The 17,998-nt window shown below is 60.7% G+C and carries 13 protein-coding genes; 12 read left to right on the top strand and 1 reads right to left on the bottom strand.

From position 1 onward, the window contains the following. Nucleotides 1-146 precede the first annotated feature (146 nt). Both ABCP74_RS05370 and ABCP74_RS05375 read left to right on the top strand, forming a co-directional pair. Nucleotides 147-1,523: an alpha-amylase family glycosyl hydrolase gene (locus ABCP74_RS05370; RefSeq protein WP_343001086.1), complete on the top strand. Its 1,377-nt coding sequence runs from the start codon at nt 147-149 to the stop codon at nt 1,521-1,523. Between the two features lie 3 nt (nt 1,524-1,526). Then, nucleotides 1,527-2,090: a uracil-DNA glycosylase family protein gene (locus tag ABCP74_RS05375; RefSeq protein ID WP_343001087.1), complete on the top strand. Its 564-nt coding sequence runs from the start codon at nt 1,527-1,529 to the stop codon at nt 2,088-2,090. Between the two features lies 1 nt (nt 2,091). Here the strand turns inward: ABCP74_RS05375 and ABCP74_RS05380 are convergent, their stop codons facing one another. Further along, nucleotides 2,092-2,754 (bottom strand): hypothetical protein, encoded by a 663-nt coding sequence (locus ABCP74_RS05380; RefSeq protein ID WP_343001088.1) that lies wholly within the window; start codon nt 2,752-2,754, stop codon nt 2,092-2,094. 93 nt (nt 2,755-2,847) lie between these two features. Between ABCP74_RS05380 and ABCP74_RS05385 the strand changes: the two genes are divergently transcribed. The 10 genes from ABCP74_RS05385 (at nt 2,848) to rpsG (ending at nt 17,987) form a co-directional block, all read left to right on the top strand. Beyond that, on the top strand, nt 2,848-3,984 hold the full coding sequence (locus ABCP74_RS05385) for a pyridoxal phosphate-dependent aminotransferase (protein ID WP_343001089.1): 1,137 nt from the start codon (nt 2,848-2,850) through the stop codon (nt 3,982-3,984). 507 nt (nt 3,985-4,491) lie between these two features. Further along, on the top strand, nt 4,492-5,013 hold the full coding sequence (gene rplJ / locus ABCP74_RS05390; protein WP_099432079.1) for a 50S ribosomal protein L10: 522 nt from the start codon (nt 4,492-4,494) through the stop codon (nt 5,011-5,013). 102 nt (nt 5,014-5,115) lie between these two features. Further along, nucleotides 5,116-5,493 carry a 50S ribosomal protein L7/L12 gene (gene rplL, locus ABCP74_RS05395; RefSeq protein WP_006235005.1) on the top strand — a complete coding sequence of 126 codons (378 nt, stop codon included), beginning with the start codon at nt 5,116-5,118 and terminating at the stop codon, nt 5,491-5,493. Nucleotides 5,494-5,807: 314 nt separating this feature from the next. Next, on the top strand, nt 5,808-6,716 hold the full coding sequence (locus ABCP74_RS05400; protein WP_099432078.1) for a UTP--glucose-1-phosphate uridylyltransferase: 909 nt from the start codon (nt 5,808-5,810) through the stop codon (nt 6,714-6,716). Between the two features lie 287 nt (nt 6,717-7,003). Continuing rightward, complete coding sequence (gene rpoB, locus ABCP74_RS05405; RefSeq protein ID WP_199411333.1) at nt 7,004-10,495, top strand: DNA-directed RNA polymerase subunit beta; 3,492 nt, start codon at nt 7,004-7,006, stop codon at nt 10,493-10,495. Between the two features lie 6 nt (nt 10,496-10,501). Continuing rightward, nucleotides 10,502-14,980, top strand: coding sequence for a DNA-directed RNA polymerase subunit beta' (locus ABCP74_RS05410; RefSeq protein ID WP_343004402.1), 4,479 nt, complete (start codon nt 10,502-10,504; stop codon nt 14,978-14,980). Between the two features lie 201 nt (nt 14,981-15,181). Further along, nucleotides 15,182-15,700 (top strand): RNA polymerase sigma factor, encoded by a 519-nt coding sequence (locus ABCP74_RS05415; protein ID WP_117769553.1) that lies wholly within the window; start codon nt 15,182-15,184, stop codon nt 15,698-15,700. Beyond that, entirely contained in the window at nt 15,651-16,727 is a 1,077-nt protein-coding gene (locus ABCP74_RS05420; RefSeq protein ID WP_343001091.1) for a DUF4179 domain-containing protein, read from the top strand. Before ABCP74_RS05415 ends, ABCP74_RS05420 begins: the two co-directional genes overlap by 50 nt. Before the next feature lie 335 nt (nt 16,728-17,062). Further along, the gene (rpsL, locus tag ABCP74_RS05425; RefSeq protein ID WP_006235012.1) at nt 17,063-17,440 is read left to right on the top strand and encodes a 30S ribosomal protein S12; all 378 of its coding nucleotides are present in this window, start codon (nt 17,063-17,065) and stop codon (nt 17,438-17,440) included. A 73-nt stretch (nt 17,441-17,513) separates the two neighbouring features. Next, nucleotides 17,514-17,987: a 30S ribosomal protein S7 gene (rpsG, locus tag ABCP74_RS05430; protein WP_006235013.1), complete on the top strand. Its 474-nt coding sequence runs from the start codon at nt 17,514-17,516 to the stop codon at nt 17,985-17,987. Nucleotides 17,988-17,998: the final 11 nt, after the last annotated feature.

Consider the following 17,998-nt stretch of genomic DNA (forward strand, 5'->3'; position numbering starts at 1 on the left):
CCCCCATCAGTTGCGGTGGAATAGTTCCTGTTTAAGGCCTCTGAAGGCCCAAACAGGAACTATTCCACCGCAACTTATTTTGGGGGAGAGGATACAAGCTGGGCATACAATGGATATCGTTGTGTTGAGCTTACCGGGAGGCTGTTATGTGGGCATACGAGACGACGTTCTATCAGATCTATCCGCTGGGCTTTTGCGGAGCTCCGCGCGAAAACGCCGCGCCCGTTGCCGAGGATGAGTTCGCCCAGGCTGCTAACGCCGTGCCCAACCCCGATGCTCCTATCATGAAAATCGCCCAATGGGCCGACTACCTGCAAAAACTCGGTATTGGCGCTGTGCTCATCAACCCGCCGCTCGAGTCCGATAGTCATGGCTACGACACGCGCAGCCTGCGCCATCTCGACCGTCGCCTGGGCGGGGATGCCGACTTTGCCGCCGTGTGCGAGACACTGCATGCCCACGGCATCCGCGTGGTGCTCGACGCCGTCTTCAACCATGTCGGCCGTGGCTTTTGGGCCTTCCGCGACGTGCAGGAGCGCAAGTGGGACTCGCCGTACAAGGACTGGTTCCACATCAGCTTTGACGGTGACTCGTGCTACGGCGACGGCTTTTGGTACGAGGGCTGGGAAGGCCATTTTGAGCTTGTGAAGCTCAACCTGCAAAATCCCGCCGTGGTCGATTACCTGCTCGAGTCTGTGCACCGTTGGGCCGAGGTCTTTGGCGTCGACGGCCTGCGCCTGGACGTCGCCTATATGCTCGACCGCGATTTCATGCGTCGTTTGCATGGCTTTGCCCGTGAGCTCAAGCCCGGCTTTGTGCTCATCGGCGAGACGCTCCACGGCGACTACAACCAGATCGTCAACGACGAGATGCTCGACTCCTGCACCAACTACGAGTGCTACAAGGGCCTGTACTCCAGCTTTAACTCGGTCAACATGTTCGAGATCGCCCATTCGCTGCACCGCCAGTTTGGCGGCGATCCGTGGTGCATCTACCGCGGCAAACATCTGCTGTCGTTTGTCGACAACCACGATGTGCCGCGCCTGGCGAGCATCCTCACCGACAAGTCGTGCCTGCGTCTCGCCTATGGCATGCTCTTTGGCATGCCGGGCATCCCGTGCGTCTACTATGGCAGCGAGTGGGGAATCGCTGGCGAAAAGGGCGACCCCGATGGCGACTGGGCGCTGCGCCCTGCGCTCGATGAGCCTGCGCCCAACGAGCTGACGGCGTTCATCACGCAACTCGCACACCTTCGCTCGGCCGACGATGCGGCGGCACGCGCTCTCAACTACGGCGCGTACCGCAACGTGGTGATCCAGAATAAGCAGCTGCTGTTCGAGCGCGCCTGTGACGGCGCGACGGTGCTCGTGGCGGTGAATGCCGTGGGTGAGCCTTACACCTTTGGCGCCGGAGAACTCAACGGCTCCTTCGTCGACCTGCTTGCCGACGATGCGCCCACGGTCGAGCTGACGGGCACCCTTGAACTTGCACCCTACGAGGTGCGCTATCTGTTGAGGGCCTAGCCCATGGCCGCGTCTGACGAGGGCTATCAACATATTGAGCATGGGTTTGAGCCCGTGTTCGACCAGCACTCGCGCGTTTTGGTGCTCGGGTCGTTTCCCTCGGTGCTTTCGCGCGCCAATGCCTTTTATTACGGCAACCCTCAGAATCGCTTTTGGCGTGTGATGGCCGCGTGCCTCGGTGTATACGTGCCGTCCAACGAGGGCGATCCTTTGGCAAACGGTGAGCCCGCGACGCTCGATGCCTCCATTGCCGCCAAGCGGGCCATGCTGCTGAACGGCGGCGTGGCCCTGTGGGATGTGATCGAGAGCTGCGACATTAAGGGCTCGAGCGACGCGAGCATTCGTAACGTTGTGCCGGCACATATCGAGCGCATTACCGATGCCGCGCCGATCGAGGTCGTTGTCTGTAACGGCGGTACGGCAGGGCGACTCTACAAACGCTATCTACAAGAGCGGACGGGGCTACCCGCCATCGTGCTGCCGTCGACGAGTCCTGCCAACGCGGCGTGGCGTTTGGAGCGGCTTGTCGAGCGTTGGCACGAAGCCGTCGACTGGGCTGTTATTTAATTTAGATTTTTGTTTGAGTGTGGGCGCCGAGGTGTTTCAGAACGCCTCGCCAGACCGGCGCGGGCACGGCTGGCTCGGCGCAAACCATGCCGTCGGCGTCGACGTTGGCGGCATTGCCGCCGCCAAGTCGCTGTGCATGCTCGACGGAGCAGCCCATGCGCACAGCGCCCACAAGCTTATCCATCGCTTCCGAAAATGGTCGGCGCAAGAGGCCCATGCGTGGGGAATGGCGAAGCGCTGCGATGCCGCTGCCGGCGCAGATGGCAACGCCGCCACACCACAATTGGTCATGGCGCTCACATGCCTTGTGCAAGCGAACGGCGGTCCCACGCGCCTGCTCAGCGTCCTGTTGTGCGGCTCGAATCACGGCATAGACATGCGTTCCCGTACTGCCAAAGCGCTCAAGCGCCTGCTCGATGGCTGTCAACGTCTCATCGTCAGCCACATCTTCAATGGCTAGCACGATGCCATCGGCAACGCTGCCGGCGTCATTTGCCTTCAAGTCGACCGGGCGGGGGAGTACGGTGCCGGAAAACCGGGCATAGGCGGCGATGGCATCCTGCAGGTCCCAGAGCAAAAAACCAAGATCGGCGCTATCGGGAATACTGATATACGCAATGGTGTGCAGTGTTTTTGGTACGTCGCCACGCGTGATTGTCTCCATGCCATCTCCTTTCCGGCTCGTTTCCGTTTAGGTTACACCGTCTGGCGGCGCCCCGCCGCGCTATCCTAGTGCAACCCTTACGAAAGGAACGCCATGCGACTGCTCATGAATACCTCGCTTGCCACGCTCAAGCCCTCCGGTATCCGCCGGATCAACGCGCTCGCCGCCCAGCACCCCGGGTGTATCGCGCTTGCGCTTGGCGAGCCCGATTTTCCCACGCCCGATGTGATTAGCGCCGAGGTGACCGCCGCGCTGGGCCGCGGCGATACGCACTATCCGCCCAACAACGGTCGCCCCGCCCTGCGTGAGGCGTTGTCTGCTTACATGGGGGACGCGGGCCTTACGTTTTCCGCCGATGAGGTCATCCTGACCGACGGCGCGACCGAGGCACTGTCGGCAACATTCATGGCTATGCTCAACCCCGGCGACGAGGTCATTATCCCCACGCCGGCCTTTGGCCTGTACGAAAGCATCGTCGTGGCCAACCACGCCAAGGCGGTCTTTTTGGATACGGAGCCTGCGCAATTTCAGATTGACGAGGATGCGCTTCGTGCTTGCGTGACGCCGGCGACCAAGGCCATCGTCATCTGCTCGCCCAACAATCCTACGGGCTGTATCCTCAACGCGGCTTCGCTCGACGCCGTGGCGCACGTGGCGGAGGAGGCGGGCGTCTACGTGGTCTGCGACGACGTATATAACCGCCTGGTTTATGTGGATGGCTACGAGCGCTTTGCCCAGCGTCACCCGGAGCTGCGTGAGCAGACGGTCGTCATCGAGAGCTTCTCCAAGCCCTGGGCTATGACCGGCTGGCGCCTGGGCTGGCTCGCAGCAGCGGCACCCGTCATCGCCGAGATCGCCAAGGCTCACCAATACCTAGTATCGAGCGCCGTCTCCTTTGAGATGGACGCCGCAGCCCGAGCCCTGACCGTCGACCCAACCCCCATGCTCAAAGTCTACCGAGCCCGCCGCGAACGCGTACTCGCAGCCTTAGACGCCATGGGCCTCGACGTAGTAGAGCCCGCAGGAGCCTTCTACACTTTCCCGAGCATCAAAAAGTTCGGCCTAACCAGCGAAGACTTCTGCATCAAAGCTATCAAAGAGGCAAACGTAGCCCTAGTCCCCGGAAACTGCTTCGGAACCGAAGGCCACATCCGCCTAAGCTATTGCGTCTCCGACGAAAACCTGGACGAAGGCCTCCACCGCCTGTCCACCTTCATTTCGACCTTGTAGTCCTCAGGGACGCAACACATCAGCCCACCGACATAAGGGTTATGCGTGGGGCGCGCCGGCCAACGGCAACCCTGGCTGCCCCAAAGTCAACACAGGTCGCGCCGCCAAAGGCCAGGCGCAAGCTTTTCGTAGATTCCGCACGAGCCGAAGAGCACTAAATGTGCTCTTCGTGCGAGCCCAGGACCTGACCGAGCGAAAAGCTTGCGCCTGGCCTTTGGCGGCGCGACCGAGATGGTGGAATTGTGTGCAGCCAGGGTTGCCGTTGACCGACGTCGGGGTCCCCGCCATAATACTTTCGGTTCACGCACGAATCCGCTGCCAGAGACAGCCGGTGCAAACGGGCATCGCCCGCGAGCTTAATGGGACTTCCCGCCAGCCGAGGTGGTCGAGTAGATATGTCTTCTCGCCCCCGTCGCTCATGCAGCGCGGGGGCTTTCTTTTTGGACATGCCCCCGTCACGTCCTTGTGGCGGACCGTGCCCGGAAAGAATTCGAGGAGGTGTAATTCATGCCCCAGCAGTACAAAATCGACAAGGTTGCAGAGATCGAGTCCCGTATCGCCGAGAACGCCGGTCTGTTCGTCGTCAACTACAACGGTCTGACGGTTAAGCAGGCTCAGGAGCTGCGTCATCAGCTTCGCGAGTGCGGCGCCGAGATGAAGGTCTACAAGAACAACCTGGTCAAGATCGCTCTCAAGAACCAGGAGCAGCCCGAGCTCGACGAGATCCTCGCCGGCCCCGTCGCTTATGTGTTCTACGAGTCCGAGCCGGTCGAGGCCGCTAAGGCCCTTAAGGACTTCTCTGCTCAGTCCAAGGGCGTCCTTGAGATCAAGGGCGGTATCTCCGACGGCAAGGCCGTTTCCGCTGATGATGTTAAGGCTATCGCCGAGCTGCCCACCAAGGATCAGCTTCTCGGCCAGATTGCCGGTCTCATCTCCGGTTTCGCTCGCGACATCGCTGTCTGCGTCAACGGCGTTTCCTCTGGTCTCGCTCGTTCGATCCAGCAGGTCTCCGAGCAGAAGGCAGCCTAGTCGCTGTTTTCACCCGCGGCGGCAACGCCGCACCCCTGGCGCATTCGCGCCGTGTTTTAACTGATCTCCGTGCATCCGCACGGAAACCGAAAGGACTTAGAAATGGCTAAGCTTACCACCGATGAGATCATCGATGCTCTTAAGGAAATGACCCTTCTCGAGGCTTCCGAGCTCGTTAAGGCTATCGAGGACACCTTCGGCGTTTCCGCCGCTGCTCCTGCTGCCGTTGTCGCCGCTCCCGCTGCTGGCGCTGCTGAGGCCGAGGAGAAGACCGAGTTTGACGTCGTGCTCGAGGGCTTCGGCGACAACAAGATCCAGGTCATCAAGGCCGTCCGTGAGCTCACCAACCTTGGCCTGAAGGAGGCCAAGGAGGTCGTCGAGGGCGCTCCCAAGGCTGTTCTCGAGGGTGCCAAGAAGGAGGACGCCGAGGCTGCCAAGGAGAAGCTCGAGGCTGCTGGCGCTGCTGTCACCCTCAAGTAATCAGGCTTTCTCGCCAGATTTCTTTACAGACGGGGCTCGCTATGCGAGCCCCGTCTTTTTTGTTTTTGGCTCCTCATTCCCATTGCTCGGCACGCAGAGCATCGTTGTCTTCGCCGTGCCATTCCCGTTACCGCTGGGGCGTAAAATTGCACCATTCGAGCAATAATTTGCGTTGACCTGCTGAAGAATTGCGTTTGCCTTACGGCGACGTATGTCTCCGGCGGTAAGATACTTCGGTATCGCAATTTGGTCTGCGGCCGCCGTGCCGCACGCACAGGGCGCATTCTGCGCCTGCGAAAGGATCCTTGAATAACATGAAGGCAATCATCCCCGCCGCCGGTCTTGGCACGCGTTTTCTGCCTGGCACCAAGTGCACGCCCAAAGAGATGCTGCCGGTGCTCGACAAGCCGGTCATTCAGTATGTCGTCGAGGAGGCGCTCGACCCCGAGGAGGTCGATGACGCCATCATCGTTACCTCTCCCGGTAAGCCCGAGCTGCTGAGCTACTTCCAGCCCGATCGCTCGCTCGAGAATCTGCTGCGCGAGCGCGGTAAGGACGCCTACGCCGACGCCGTCGCCCATGCGGGCGGTATGCCGGTCGACTTCCGTTATCAGTACGAGCCCAAGGGCCTCGGCCATGCTATCCGCTCTGCTGCCGACGCCGTGGCAGGGGAGAACTTCCTGGTTCTTCTGGGCGACTACGTTGTGCCTAATCGCGACATCTGCGACAAGATGCTCGCCGTTTCCAAGGAGCACGGTGGAGCTTCGGTTATCGCCGTCGCTGCTTGCTCGCCCGAGGAAGTCAGCCGCTACGGCGTTATCGCCGGCGAGCGCGTCGGTTCGCTCGAGGGCGCCGAGGACGTTGCCGATGCAGAGCCGGGCGCTGTCTGGCGCATCGGCGGTCTGGTCGAGAAGCCCGCTCCCGAGGCGGCTCCGTCCAACCTGTACATTGTCGGCCGTTATCTGCTGAGCCCGCTGGTCATGGACCTGCTCGCCGATCAGCAGGCCGGCAAGGGCGGCGAGATCCAGCTCACCGACGCCATGGCCCGCTCGCTCGATCGCGAGGCCATGTACGCTGTCGTCATCGACCCGCTCTCGGGCTACGACACCGGCACCCCGTCTGGCTGGATGGCCACCAACGCCCTCATGGCCGCAAGCGATCCTCGCTTTGCCAGCGCCTTCTGGGACGCCATCGACGAGCGCGGCGGCTTGATGCGCAAATAAGCCTTCGGGCATCGACATTTACGGGTGCGGACTTCGGTCTGCACCCGTTTTTTATAAGAGCTGCGATTGCTGGCTCTCTGTTCACAGAAAATATATGAACAGATGTTCGATACACATACATCTACCTGCGTGTTTTCTGCCGAAAAACTTTGCTACTCCAAAAACTCAATCGCGTCAAGGCTTTTCTTGCCCAACGGTCGGTACCTGATAAACTATTAGGTTGCGATAACTGGCGAAGCTATGCCTCGCCAACCCACCGAGCATTTCCGTGAAGGAGGAAAAACCTGGTGACCTACGCATACACTGCCACTGAGCGCAAGCGCGTCAGCTTCGGGAAAATCCCGGAGGCCATGGAGCTCCCCAACCTTATCTCTGTTCAAAGGGAATCCTTTGAGCGTTTTAAGGACGAGGGCCTTCGTGAGGCGTTCAAGGAATCCAGCCCCATCCAGAGTCAGAACCATGTTCTCGAGGTTACCTTCGGCGAGCATCAGTTCGGCGACCCCGCGCACACCGTCGAGGAGTGCCGCGAGAAGGATATGACCTATCAGGCTCCGCTTCTGACCGACGTCCGTCTCACCAACAAGGAGACCGGCGAGATCAAGGAGCAGCTCGTCTTTATGGGCGACTTCCCCATGATGACCGATCAGGGCACCTTCATCATCAACGGTACCGAGCGTATCGTCGTTTCGCAGCTCGTCCGTTCCCCGGGTGTGTACTACAGCTCCGAGATGGATTCGGGCAAGCAGATCTACAAGGCCCAGATCATCCCGTCCCGCGGTGCCTGGCTCGAGTTTGAGGTCGACAAGCGCGATCAGCTCATGGTCTCCATCGACCGTAAGCGTAAGCAGAGCGCCACGATGTTCCTGCGCGCCCTTGGCATCGCCGTCACCAACGACGACATCATCGAGCTGCTCGGCAACTCCGATGTGATCAAGCGCACCCTGGAGCGCGACACCGCCCTCACCCGCGAGGATGCCCTTATCGAGATCTACCGTCGCCTGCGCCCGGGCGAGCCTCCCACCGTGGACGCTTCCCGCAGCCTGCTCGAGGGCCTGCTCTTTAACCCGCAGCGCTACGATCTGGCCCGCGTCGGTCGTTACAAGGTCAACAAGAAGCTCAACCTCACCACCGAGGAAGAGGTCACGGTGCTCACCGACGAGGATATCGTCGCGACGCTGCGCTACCTGCTGTCCCTCGCTGCCGGCGAGCAGGGCTTCAAGGTCGACGACATCGACCACTTTGGCAACCGCCGCATCCGCACCGTCGGCGAGCTCGTCGCCAACCAGTTCCGTATCGGCATGAGCCGTATGGAGCGCGTCGTCCGTGAGCGCATGAGCTCCCAGGACATCGACGAGATTACCCCGCAGTCGCTCATCAACATCCGTCCGATCGTGGCCTCCATCAAGGAGTTCTTCGGTTCCTCGCAGCTCTCGCAGTTCATGGACCAGGCGAACCCCCTGACCGGTCTGACCCACAAGCGCCGTCTGTCCGCACTCGGCCCTGGCGGTCTTGCCGGCCACAAGTCCGGCTCCAGCCGCCGCACCAACGTGCCGACGGCCGTCCGCGACGTTCACAACTCGCACTACAGCCGCATGTGCCCGATCGAGACCCCCGAAGGCCCCAACATCGGCCTGATCGGCTCGCTCGCTCTCTACGCCCGCGTCAACGAGTACGGCTTCATCGAGGCTCCGTTCCGTCGCGTCGAGAACGGCGTTGCCACCGACCAGATCGACTGGATGACCGCTGACGAGGAAGAGAAGCACGTCATCGCGCCGGCCAACACGCCGCTCGATCCCAAGACCAACGAGTTCATCACGACCGATGCCGAGGGCAAGCTTGTCCGCCCGCACACCGTGATCGCCCGTACCCGCGACTTCGACGGCTCCTTCGGCGCTCCCGCCGACGTGCCTGTCGAGGACGTCGACTACATGGACGTCTCGCCGCGTCAGATGCTCTCCGTCGCAGCCACGCTGATCCCGTTCCTCGAGCACGACGACGCCAAGCGTACGCTGATGGGCGCTAACATGCAGCGCCAGGCCGTGCCGCTGGTTCACCCTGCCGCTCCCTATGTCGGTACCGGCATGGAGCGTCGCGCCGCTCTGGACTCCGGCGAGGTCACCCTGGCCAAGAACGCCGGCGAGGTCATCTTTGCCGACGCTGCCAAGATCATCGTCAAGCATGCCGGCGGCATGGACGAGTATCACCTGGCCAAGTACCAGCGCTCCAACCAGTCCACCTGCATCAACCACCGTCCGCTCGTGCGCGTCGGTGACACCGTTGAGCAGGGCGAGCCCCTGGCTGACGGTCCTTCGACCGATCATGGCGAGCTCGCACTGGGTCAGAACCTCACCGTGGCATACATGCCGTGGGAAGGCTTCAACTACGAGGACGGTATCGTCGTGTCCGAGCGTCTGGTGGCCGAGGACCTGCTGACGACCATCAACATCACCCGTCACGAGATCGATGCCCGCGACACCAAGCTCGGCCCCGAGGAGATCACCCGCGAGATCCCGAACCTCTCTGAGGATATGCTTGCCAACCTCGACGAGGACGGCATTATCCGCATCGGCGCCGAGGTCGGCCCTGGCGACATCCTGGTCGGCAAGGTCACGCCTAAGGGCGAGAGCGCTCTGACCGCCGAGGAGCGCCTGCTGCGCGCCATCTTCGGTGCCAAGGCCCACGACGTCCGCGACACCTCCCTTAAGATGCCTCACGGCGCTTACGGTCGCGTCATCGACGTCGTTCGCTTTAGCCGCGAGAACGGCGACGATCTGGCCCCCGGCGTCAACGAGCAGGTGCGCGTCTACGTCGCCCAGCGTCGTAAGATCCAGCAGGGCGATAAGATCGCCGGCCGCCACGGCAACAAGGGTGTTATCTGTAACGTTCTGCCGGTCGAGGACATGCCCTACATGGCTGACGGTACCCCGATCGACGTTATCCTCAACCCGCTGGGCGTTCCCTCGCGTATGAACGTCGGCCAGCTGCTCGAGTGCCACCTTGGCTGGGCCGCTGCCTGCGGTTGGGATACCGAGAAGGCCGACTCCGACAAGTACGTCCCCGGTCCGTTCTTCACCGCGACGCCCGTCTTCGACGGCGCCAAGGAGGACGAGATCGCCGAGGTCATTCGTCGTGCCAACAAGAACATGCTCAACAAGGCCACCGCTGCCTTTGGCGATCACATGCGTCCCGAGTTCGTCACCCAGCTTGACGAGCGCGGCAAGACCCGCCTGTTCGACGGCCGCACCGGCGAGGAGTTCCGCGAGCCCATTACCGTGGGTACGTCCTACATCCTCAAGCTCGGCCACATGGTCGACGACAAGATCCACGCCCGTTCGACCGGCCCTTACAGCTTGGTTACCCAGCAGCCTCTGGGCGGCAAGGCCCAGTTCGGCGGCCAGCGCTTCGGCGAGATGGAAGTTTGGGCACTGTACGCATACGGTGCTTCCAACGTCCTGCAGGAGATTCTGACCGTCAAGTCCGACGATACCGTGGGCCGCGTCAAGACCTACGAGTCCATCGTCAAGGGCGAGAACGTTCCTGTTCCGGGTATCCCCGAGTCCTTCAAGGTTCTCGTCAAGGAGATCCGTTCCCTCGCGCTGGACATCGAGCCCATGCACGATGCTGACGAGGACGCCTCCGCCCCTGTGACCGCCGAGGAGACCTCTGCTCTCGACGACCTGGCTGCGCTCGCCGGCGTTGACGCCGACGTCGAGGCCGAGGATGCCGAGACCGTCGAGGCACCCGAGGCTGTCGCCGCCACGACCACTGATAAGGAGTAGTTGACTGTGGCAGATTTCGAAGCTACTGATTTTGACTCGGTAAAGATCTCCCTTGCCTCCGCCGACCAGATCCGTTCCTGGTCGCACGGTGAGGTCAAGAAGCCGGAGACCATCAATTACCGTACCCTCAAGCCCGAGAAGGACGGCCTGTTCTGCGAGAAGATCTTCGGTCCCGCCAAGGACTGGGAGTGCTCCTGCGGCAAGTACAAGGGCATCCGCTTTAAGGGTATCGTCTGCGAGCGCTGCGGCGTCGAGGTTACCTCGGCCAAGGTGCGTCGCGACCGCATGGGCCATATCGAGCTCGCCGCTCCCGTGTCCCACATCTGGTACTTCAAGAGCCCCACGAGCTTCCCGATGAGCCGTATGCTCGACATCAAGTCCAAGGACCTCGAGAAGGTTCTGTACTTTGCCAGCTACATCATCACCGAGGTTGACTATGAGGCCCGCGAGGCCGACGCCGACGACCTGCGCGAGGAGCTCGCCGCCGATCTGGAAGAGATCGATGCCGAGTGCGCCCGTCAGATCGAGTCCCTCAAGGAGCAGGGCGACCCCGAGAACTTTGACGAGTTCTCCGACGAGGAGCCGCTGACCCCCGAGGAGATCGCCTCTGGCATCGTCGACATCGAGGAAGAGTGCAAGGACGAGAAGCAGCTCCGCACGGACGCCTTCAACGCCTTCATGAAGCTCACCGAGCGCGACCTCATCTCCGATGAGCCGCTGTTCCGTGAGATGACCCGTTACTACTCCATGTACTTCAAGGGTGGTATGGGTGCCGAGGCTGTCCGCGACCTGCTCGCTGCTATCGACCTCCCCTCCGAGGCCGAGAAGCTCAAGGCCATCATCGCCGACGAGGATTCCCAGAAGCAGAAGCGCGAGAAGGCCGTCAAGCGCCTCGAGGTCGTTGACGCCTTCCTGAAGGGCGGCAACAGCCCCGCAAACATGATCCTGGACGTCATCCCGGTCATTCCGCCCGATCTGCGCCCGATGGTCCAGCTCGATGGCGGCCGCTTCGCCGCGTCCGACCTCAACGACCTGTATCGTCGCGTGATCAACCGTAACAACCGACTCAAGCGCCTGCTCGACCTGGACGCCCCTGCGATTATCGTGAACAACGAGAAGCGCATGCTCCAGGAGTCCGTGGACGCCCTGTTCGACAACGGCCGTCGTGGTCGCCCGGTCTCTGGCCGTGGCGGTCGCCCGCTCAAGTCGCTCGCCGAGGCCCTCAAGGGCAAGCAGGGTCGTTTCCGTCAGAACCTGCTGGGTAAGCGTGTCGACTACTCCGGCCGTTCGGTTATCGTTACCGACCCCAAGCTGCTGCTGCACCAGTGCGGTCTGCCCAAGACCATGGCGCTGGAGCTCTTCAAGCCCTTCGTTATGAAGCGCCTGGTCGAGCTCGGCAAGGTCGAGAACATCAAGGGCGCCAAGCGCGCTATCGACCGCGGTGCCACCTTTGTGTGGGATATCCTCGAAGAGGTCATCGACGGCCGCGTCGTGCTGCTCAACCGTGCACCGACCCTGCACCGTCTGTCCATCCAGGCCTTTGAGCCGGTGCTGGTCGAGGGCAAGGCTATCCACCTGCACCCGCTGGTCTGCTCGCCCTTCAACGCCGACTTCGACGGCGACCAGATGTCTGTCCACGTGCCGCTGTCCAGCCAGGCTCAGGCCGAGGCCCGCGTGCTCATGCTCTCTGCGAACAACCTGCGCTCGCCGGCATCCGGCAAGCCGGTCAACATCCCTTCGCAGGACATGATCATCGGTGTGTACTACCTGACCCAGGTCCGCGAGGGTCTGCCGGGCGAGAACCACGTGTTCTCGAGCTTCGACGACGCGCTGCACGCCTATGACTGCCGCTCCGAGGTCGACATGCAGGCCAAGATCCAGGTCCGCGTGTCCGCTGCCGATGCCAACGTCATCAATGAGGACGGCACCCGTATCTTCCGCGTCAAGAACGGCAAGAACGAGTTTGTCGACTACGATGTCACCGGCAATAAGACCGCGCGCTTCGAGACCTCTATCGGCCGCATCATCTTCAACCGCCAGTGCCTGCCCGAAGACTACGAGTTCATGAACTACAAGATGGTCAAGGGCGATGTGGCCAAGCTGGTTGCGGACTGCTGTGATCGTTACCCCGAGGCCAAGGTCGGCCCGATCCTCGACGCCATCAAGTACTCCGGCTTCCACTACGCTACCCGCGCCGGCCTCACCATCTCGGTGTGGGACGCTCTCATCCCTGCCGAGAAGCAGGAGCTGCTCGACCGCGCCCAGGCCAACGTCGACCAGATCAACGAGTACTTCGAGGAGGGCTTCATCAACGAGACGGAGCGCCACATCGAAGTCGTTAACGAGTGGACCGCTTGTACCGACAAGGTCGCAGCGCTCATGCTCGACATGTTCGACGAGGAGAACCCGCTGTACATGATGGCCGACTCCGGCGCCCGTGGTTCTAAGACCCAGCTGCGTCAGCTCGGCGGCATGCGTGGCCTGATGGCAGACATGTCCGGCGAGACGATCGACCTTCCCATTAAGGCGAACTTCCGCGAGGGCCTGCTGCCGCTCGAGTACTTCATTTCGACCTACGGCGCCCGTAAGGGCCTGGTCGATACCGCATCCCACACCTCGGACTCTGGTTACCTGACCCGTCGTCTGGTCGACGTGGCCCAGGACGTCATCGTCCGCGAGGAGGACTGCGGCACGCACGAGGGCGTCACCTACAACCTCATCATCCCCGGCACCACCGACCTCAACACCGACCTCGTCGGCCGTTGCTTCATCGAGGACGTCGTGGCTCCCGATGGCACCGTGCTCTTTGAGCGGGACGGCTACATCGAGAAGGTTGCCGACATTCAGAAGATGGTCGATGCCGGCCTTAAGAAGGTCAAGCTCCGCGCGCTGCTCACTTGCCGCTCCAAGTACGGCGTGTGCCAGAAGTGCTACGGCTGGGATCTTTCCACCCGTCGTCCGGTCGCCATCGGTACCGCGGTCGGCATTATTGCCGCCCAGTCCATCGGCGAGCCCGGTACGCAGCTTACGATGCGTACCATTCACTCCGGCGGCGTCGCTGGCGTCGACGATATTACGCAGGGTCTGCCTACGGTCAGCCGTATGTTCGATATCGTCGGCAACGTCAACGAGAAGATTCTGGGTCGCGAGGCCGAGCTGGCTCCGTACTCCGGCCACCTCTCGATTAAGCCCGAGAAGTCCGAGTACGTGCTGACGCTCACCGACTCCGAGGACCACACCCGTGTCCTCGACGAGCGTCGCGTCCCCGCTTCGGTTCGCTTTATGCCCGAGATCGAGGACGGCTGCGAGGTTCGCGCCGGCGACCAGATCACCAAGGGCTTCGTCAACTTCCGCAACCTGCGCAAGCTGACTGACATCGAGTCGACGATGCACACCTTCGTCGAGAGCGTCAAGGACGTCTACACCAGCCAGGGCGTCGACCTGAACGACAAGCACATCGAGGTGCTCGCACGTCAGATGCTGCGTCGCGTTCAGATCACCAACCCCGGTGACTCCAAGTACCTGCTTGGTCAGTACGTCGACCGCTACGAGTTCGCCGACGAGGTCGAGCGCGTTGCCCGTCTGGGCGGTCAGGCTCCTGTGGCCGAGCCCGTCATCCTGGGTACGCTCAAGGTCGCGTCCAACATCGACTCCTGGCTGTCGAGCGCTTCGTTCATCCGTACCGCCGGCGTCCTTACCGAGGCTGCCATCGAGGGCAAGGTCGACCACCTGCTCGACCTTAAGTCCAACGTCATCGTCGGTAAGAAGATCCCGGCCGGTACCGGCCTCAAGCCGTACGCCAACGCCAAGCTGACGTATCGTACGGCCGACGGCTACGTGGACATCGACGGCCCGGCTTCGCCCAACGCCAAGTCGCTGCCCGAGTGGGCTCCTGTGGAGCTCAAGGACCTGGACGAGCAGCTCCCGCAGCAGCTCGACTGGGCCGGCTACGACGAGTTCGGTGGTGCTGACGGTTCGTTCACCCGCAACGGCCACACCATCTCCGCCGAGAAGGCTCGCCTGTACCTGTTCGACGACCTGGGCGTGTCGCAGCGCTGGACCAACAAGTTCAGCGAGGTCGGCATCGAGACGGTCGGCGACCTGGTCGGCAAGTCCGAGGAAGATCTGCTGCGCATCGATGGCATCGGTGCCAAGGCGATCGAGGAGCTCCGTGACGGCCTCGAGGCCCACGACCTGCTCTACATCCTCGAGAACAACGACGACGTTGCCGACGAGGAAGACCTCTCGCAGCTGCTGCAGATGGTCTTTAGCCCCGACGGTCCGGACGACATCCTGCTGGGCACCTCTGCCGCGCCGACGCATCACGCCGACGCCGACGAGGAGCTCCTGGGCGCTCCGATCGACGACAAGAAGGCTCCCGCCAACGGTGCCATCAACGAGGACATGGCGTCCCTCGACGAGCTGCTCAACCAGCTCGTGGACACCGACGACGCCGAAGAGGCCAAGGACAACGACGAGGAGTAACTTCCAAGTACGTTAACCGCCCTTCCAAAGACCCGTTTCCCAACAGGGAAGCGGGTCTTTTTTGTTGAAGAAAACCTGCCAAAAGGGGATAGGTTTATTTTGGTAGGTTATTCCTGCTTGAATTTGAAACATTTCGTCCGGCCAGAGCGTATCTATGGTGAGGGCCTCAGCAAGAAATATCAGCATCACCGGGAGGTGATTATGGAAGAACAAGCTTTTAGACAGGCGGTCGAAGATCACCGGGATGTCGTGTTTCGAATCGCATTGACGTACCTGCGCGATCGCGCCGATGCCGACGATGTTGCACAAGACGTCTTTCTTAAGTTGCTCAAAAGCGATGGACACTTTGAAAGTCGGGAGCATCTTCGCCGCTGGCTTATCCGGGTCACGATCAATGAATGCAAATCGCTCTTTCGAAAGCCATGGAGGCGTGTGGAGGATATTGAGAACCTGGCCGATTCGCTTTCGACGGCGCAGGAGGAGTCCAAGGCGGTCCTGTCAGACGTTATGCGACTTCCGGAGCGATTCCGTGTTCCCATCGTGCTCTATTACTATCTGGGCTTTTCGACCTCAGAGATTGCCGAGTTACTGCATGTGCCAGCCGCGACCGCTCGAACGCGTTTAGCTCGTGGTCGATCGAAGCTCAAATTCATCCTAGAGGAGGGCGACCGTGAAATCCAATCAAATCAAGCAGGCCTTCGAGTCCATCCAAGCCGATAGCGATCTTGCCGACCGTGTTATTGATGCTGCGGCTGGAAAGCCGCTTCGTCGAAAGGGTCACGCGAAACCTCTGTATGTTGCCGTAATCGGATGTCTTGCCGGAGTGTTGGCGACCGGAGGGGTCGCCTACGCCGTTGTCAATTCCAGCTATTTTGCCTCAGCCTGGGGAAACCACGGCAATGGGGATTCCATTACCTGGACCAACGGAGGCTCATCGGGAACTAAATATACCTACACCAGAGAGTTTGGTGATGGCATCGCGCCCCAAAGCCTGGAGGGTGCAGTCCAGAAGGTTAATCTGTCCGTCGAGGGTAACGGCTATACGCTTGATATCCATGAGATGGCTATTGACCAAAACGGCTGCGGAGCCGTGACGTTTACGTTGTCCAATCCAAATGGCGTTAACTACTACAAGCCGGCAGCAGAGACAGGCGAACTTGTTCTCTATGGTGAAGAAGAACAAGGCATCGGTACACCCAGCATGAACTTCGGCGAGGAATGGGCTGACACACGCTGCACAATTGATAAGGACACATCAAGCGACACGGTCATTAATGGCACGATGTACTTTGCCTCGTGGAATCGCGAGCGAGATTTGGGACATGCGGTCACCTGGAATATCAGCTGGACGGAGGGCAAAGGTGAGGATGCGAAGGTGATCGAGGTATCGACGCCAGAGTTTAACGTCGGAGCGCACGTCGATACAAAGGAACTCCGCTCTGATGACTCGCCTCTCGAGATTAGCCCGTTTTCCATCCAGACGCACATCGATGATCTGGGCTATGAAGCAGTTGATCATAAACTGACCGTCAGCTACAAGGATGGATCGGAGCAGATTATCGAAGATGACGACGCAGGGGCGTACAATTTCTATGTTTCGATGGCACGCAATAGCGGAGAGAACATTTGGGTGCCGACAAAACTGATCAATGTCGATCAAGTGGTCTCAGTAACGCTTGAGGGCACGAGATACACATCAACAGGAGAGACCGAAACAGAAGTACCCTTTACCATCATCTATTCGTAAGATTTGGGGCCGCTTCCTACTAGGGGAAGCGGCCTCTTTTGCGGTAAATGGGCGGTTAAAGCGAGCGGTATTCGTCTGAATTTCGGAAGTATGCGGCAAAATCTTGATAGGCCGCCCGGGCCGGGAATCCGCCCCCCGCACAGGAGGGGATTCCTTTTGTGTAGGCTTTGCGGAAATGTGCCTATTTTGGGATACGCCCGGCGGCGTGGTCTGTTGACGGCACAGCTAACGCCACGTATCCTATCGAACTGCGTGTTTCGTAGGGGGATGCTGACCCCTCGATTCAAGCCGTTGCACTTTACAGAAAGCTGGAATCATTCGAGAAGGAGTACGCTTTGCCTACTATTAACCAGCTGGTTCGCCAGGGCCGTCGTTCCGTGCCCAAGAAGTCCAAGAACGCTGCTCTGCAGCACAACTCCCAGAAGCGCGGCGTGTGCACCCGCGTCTTCACCACGAGCCCCAAGAAGCCGAACTCGGCTCTTCGTAAGGTTGCCCGTGTTCGCCTCGTCAACGGCATCGAAGTTACTGCTTACATCCCGGGTGAGGGCCACAACCTGCAGGAGCACTCCATCGTGCTCGTCCGCGGCGGTCGTGTCCGTGACCTCCCTGGTGTCCGTTATCACGTCATCCGTGGCGCCTACGACGCTGCTCCGGTCCAGAACCGTATGCAGGCCCGTTCCAAGTACGGTGCTAAGCGCCCCAAGGCTAAATAAGCCAGATAACGTTTTGATACTTTCGCCGTGTGCCGCCTAAGCGCCGCACGGTAGACACTTAAGGAGATTTCACATGCCGCGTCGTGCAGCAGCTAATCGTCGTGAGGTTCAGCCTGACGCCGTTTACAACAACCGCCTGGTGACTCAGCTCATCAACAAGGTCCTTCTTGACGGCAAGAAGGCCACCGCTGAGCGCATCGTTTACACCGCTTTCGAGATCGTTGCCGAGAAGTCCGAGGGTGGCGACGCTCTCGCTACCTTCAAGAAGGCTATGGACAACGTCAAGCCCACGCTCGAGGTTAAGCCCAAGCGTGTCGGTGGCGCTACCTATCAGGTCCCGATGGAGGTCAACTCCCGTCGTTCCACCGCTCTGGGTATCCGCTGGATCGTCAACTTCTCCCGCGCTCGCAAGGAGAAGACCATGGCCGAGCGTCTCGCCAACGAGATCCTCGACGCTTCCAACGGCCTGGGCGCTTCCGTCAAGAAGCGTGAGGACGTCTTCAAGATGGCCGAGGCCAACCGCGCGTTCTCTCACTATCGTTGGTAAGTTAAGGTAAG

It is taken from the genome of Collinsella aerofaciens, from assembly GCF_039062315.1.
In the GTDB taxonomy this organism is placed as follows: domain Bacteria; phylum Actinomycetota; class Coriobacteriia; order Coriobacteriales; family Coriobacteriaceae; genus Collinsella; species Collinsella aerofaciens_BG.